This is a genomic window from Streptomyces sp. NPDC001156, from assembly GCF_053598275.1.
In genome coordinates this window covers 1-2,668 of the sequence record NZ_JBSFJX010000445.1, presented here as the reverse complement: position 1 = coordinate 2,668, position 2,668 = coordinate 1, and the positions used below count along the sequence as shown (strand labels likewise).

Below are 2,668 nucleotides of genomic sequence, written 5' to 3'. Positions count from 1 at the left end.
TCGTTGGTGCTGGCCACCTGGGCACTACTCCTTCTCCGCCCTCGACTCAATGAATCGTCCAGTATGCCTGACTCGGTCTACTTTGACAGAGAGGGTAGGACATCCAACCTGCCAGGAGCGTTGCTTCCGCCACGGTGGAGAAAAGGGCCTGGCCAACCTGCTCGGTGTACTGACCGTGCAGGAGCGGCGTCACTTCGGTGCTGAGGTACTGGACGGCCGCGTGCCGTGCGTGGTCGCCACCGAAACGGTCGTCCAACATGGCGAACATGTCCGCGGTGGTCTTGATCGCAGCCACGTCTCCGAGACCGACGCGCATTCCGTCCTGACGCTGTCGAGGAACGGCCGGATCGGGCGCGACCAACCACCGGAGTGAGGCTTCGTTCCACGCGGGCTCGGAAGGCTCGGCCTGCAAAAGCGGCTCGTACCGGTTCAGATCGGCGCGCCACAGCTGACCAACGGCTTTGATCGCGCCCTCGGGGCTCGCTGGATAACTGGCGTCCAATAGCCCCGTGTCCCGCTCGCCTTCATGGCTCAGCCCGAGCTCGGCGGCGGTGAGGTCGTACACCTCGCACAGCAACGGCCCATAGAAATCGTCCGGAGCGCTGTGCCCATTCTCCCAACTGGCGATACGGCGTTTCACGCTGGTGTCCGGCGGGAGTTGGTGGCCACGGCGGGCCGCAACCTGCCGCAACTCGCGCACCAACCGCGGCTGACTCCAGCCCCGGCCCACACGGGCCTGCCGTAAGCGAACGCTGGTCGGCTCCATCGAAGACGTGACTGTTCCCTCCCAACCCAGTGCACTGGTGCGACTACTGGGGCCCACGACTCTTTGACCTTACGACCGAATGTACGCGCGGTGCATCACTGGGCGCTGCAAGTGACCAAAGATCGCTGGCAGTTGTCCGTGACGGGGGATGACGCGTCTGCGCGTGACGCGTCATCCCCCGTCACCTCTCGTCATCTGCCCTGGCCAGGGTGATGCCCCTGAGTCTGGATACAGGGCGGCATCGCGGCCGCAACTGAGTCCGACCGAGGTGAGATGACGTGCAGAGGATGACCAGGAGGGGCGTCGAATGGCTCTCCGCGGCGGCCGACGATCCGGCGGCATGCCGGGCTACCTGGGGGGACGACCCCCGAGCGCCGTACATGCTGCCGACTGGCCGCTTCTTCGACGTGGTATCGGTCGACCAGCGAATCGGTATTGACGTATTCGATCAACTTCTGCGTCGTGGCCTGCCGTTCGGTCCTACGGTGCTCGACCACAAAGCCCAACGCGTGGGGTTCTTCCTGGGCTCGCAGAGTCAGGAGGCCTTCGTCCACTACCTCACGCGGGAAGAGGGAACGCCACCCGCTTACCGCTACCTCAGTCGCGGCTCCGTGGTGGTCGTCCCCGGCCCCATGCCGATGTCCGGCGACCGTTACGAGTGGCTCCGCGCCCCGACTCGGCGACCGATGGCCAACCCACTCCGTCCGGTGGCCTTGGCGACCATGCTCGTGGCCTCCGCCGAACTGCTTGCCCGTGTGGACCGGTACGGCGAGCGCTACACCTCCGCGGAGGTCCTCGCCCTCTCCGCGATCGAGGAGGGGGCAGCGATCGATGCGGGATGACGCGACCGACCGGCATGACGCTGCTACCTGGTCACCGTTGGACAGCGACGGCTGGTACGCCGCGCGCAAGGCCACTACCGCTCTGAGGGACGCCCTGGTTCGCGCAGGATTGGAGAGGGACTTCCCTTACCTGCGGGCCGACTTGAACGCCTTCGGCCATGGGCTGGTCGAACTCGGTCGCGTGTCGCCAGCCACCGCGGAGCGCTTGGCGGAACTGCTGCGGCTGGCGCTGGCTTCGGGCTTGCAGCGTCTGGAGGAGAGCGGCAACGAAACCGCCGAACACCGCACCGGAAGGAACTGAGCCATGATCGACCGACGGGGAGTCGTCGCCAAACGCGCCGAGAACCTGATGCCGGGCGTCCCCTACGTCCGCGGCTGGGCACAGGCTCGACGCAGCGCCGGCGCCTTGGCTTCGCAACTGAGGACCTTGGGCTTGGAGTCGGACTTCCCCGGCCTTACGGCTGACGTGAACGTCTCAGGCGACGGCCTGGTACGCCTTGGCACCATCCGGCCCGAGGCAGCGCTGATGCTGGCCGAACTGATCGTGTCGGGCCACACGGCAGAGACGACGACGCACGTCGATACGTTGACGGAGGAGACGGGGACTGCCCGTTGAAGCTCGTCGACTGCCTGATCACCTCGACTCCGGAAACTCCGACTGGTTGCGGTCCGAGCATGCCCCGCGACAGGGCGGCTCCGCTCCGTACATCGCCGTTCCCCCGACAGACGATGTGCGGGGCTTCCACGAAACGCAGGGCAGCTCATGCCTCCTCTGCTGTCGGACTGCCGCTCGGCCGGGACCGGCGCCCCAGCGCCGCAGCCCGGACGAGCGGCAGACCAACGCCCGCTCGGTGGATGGCTGCGAGGCACGTGTCTGACCTGCGCGAGAGGGCATCAGCTTGGGAAGCTTGGGCTACTTGCGGGCGGTTTCCGGGCTGACCTGTGACGGAGAAGCACTGGGCCTCAGAAGCCGTTATCAAAGCGATCTTGCGGTGTGAGGGTCGGACGGGGGTTCGGGCCTGCTCCCGTTCGGTTGATCGCCAGCCGGCCGGCGCATGAG

General features: G+C 66.6%; 3 protein-coding genes and 1 pseudogene. 3 read left to right on the top strand and 1 reads right to left on the bottom strand.

The features are described 5' to 3' along the window. Positions 1–58: 58 nt before the first annotated feature. Positions 59–640 (bottom strand): annotated as a pseudogene (locus tag ACWDA7_RS51940) (hypothetical protein); the annotation flags it as partial. A 413-nt stretch (positions 641–1,053) separates the two neighbouring features. Here ACWDA7_RS51940 and ACWDA7_RS51935 point away from each other — a divergent pair. The 3 genes from ACWDA7_RS51935 to ACWDA7_RS51925 are packed head-to-tail and all read left to right on the top strand — an operon-like array spanning position 1,054 to position 2,224. Beyond that, entirely contained in the window at positions 1,054–1,608 is a 555-nt protein-coding gene (locus ACWDA7_RS51935; RefSeq protein ID WP_450615094.1) for a bifunctional DNA primase/polymerase, read from the top strand. Then, on the top strand, positions 1,598–1,909 hold the full coding sequence (locus tag ACWDA7_RS51930) for a hypothetical protein (protein WP_450615092.1): 312 nt from the start codon (positions 1,598–1,600) through the stop codon (positions 1,907–1,909). Before ACWDA7_RS51935 ends, ACWDA7_RS51930 begins: the two co-directional genes overlap by 11 nt. A 3-nt stretch (positions 1,910–1,912) precedes the next feature. Further along, complete coding sequence (locus ACWDA7_RS51925) at positions 1,913–2,224, top strand: hypothetical protein (protein WP_450615090.1); 312 nt, start codon at positions 1,913–1,915, stop codon at positions 2,222–2,224. Positions 2,225–2,668 lie beyond the last annotated feature (444 nt).

What these genes read in the sequence shown, in the direction of transcription:
- ACWDA7_RS51935 (WP_450615094.1), top strand. Translation starts at nt 1,054, where the DNA reads ATGACCAGGAGGGGCGTCGAATGGCTCTCCGCGGCGGCCGACGATCCG.
- ACWDA7_RS51930 (WP_450615092.1), top strand. Translation starts at nt 1,598, where the DNA reads ATGCGGGATGACGCGACCGACCGGCATGACGCTGCTACCTGGTCACCG.
- ACWDA7_RS51925 (WP_450615090.1), top strand. Translation starts at nt 1,913, where the DNA reads ATGATCGACCGACGGGGAGTCGTCGCCAAACGCGCCGAGAACCTGATG.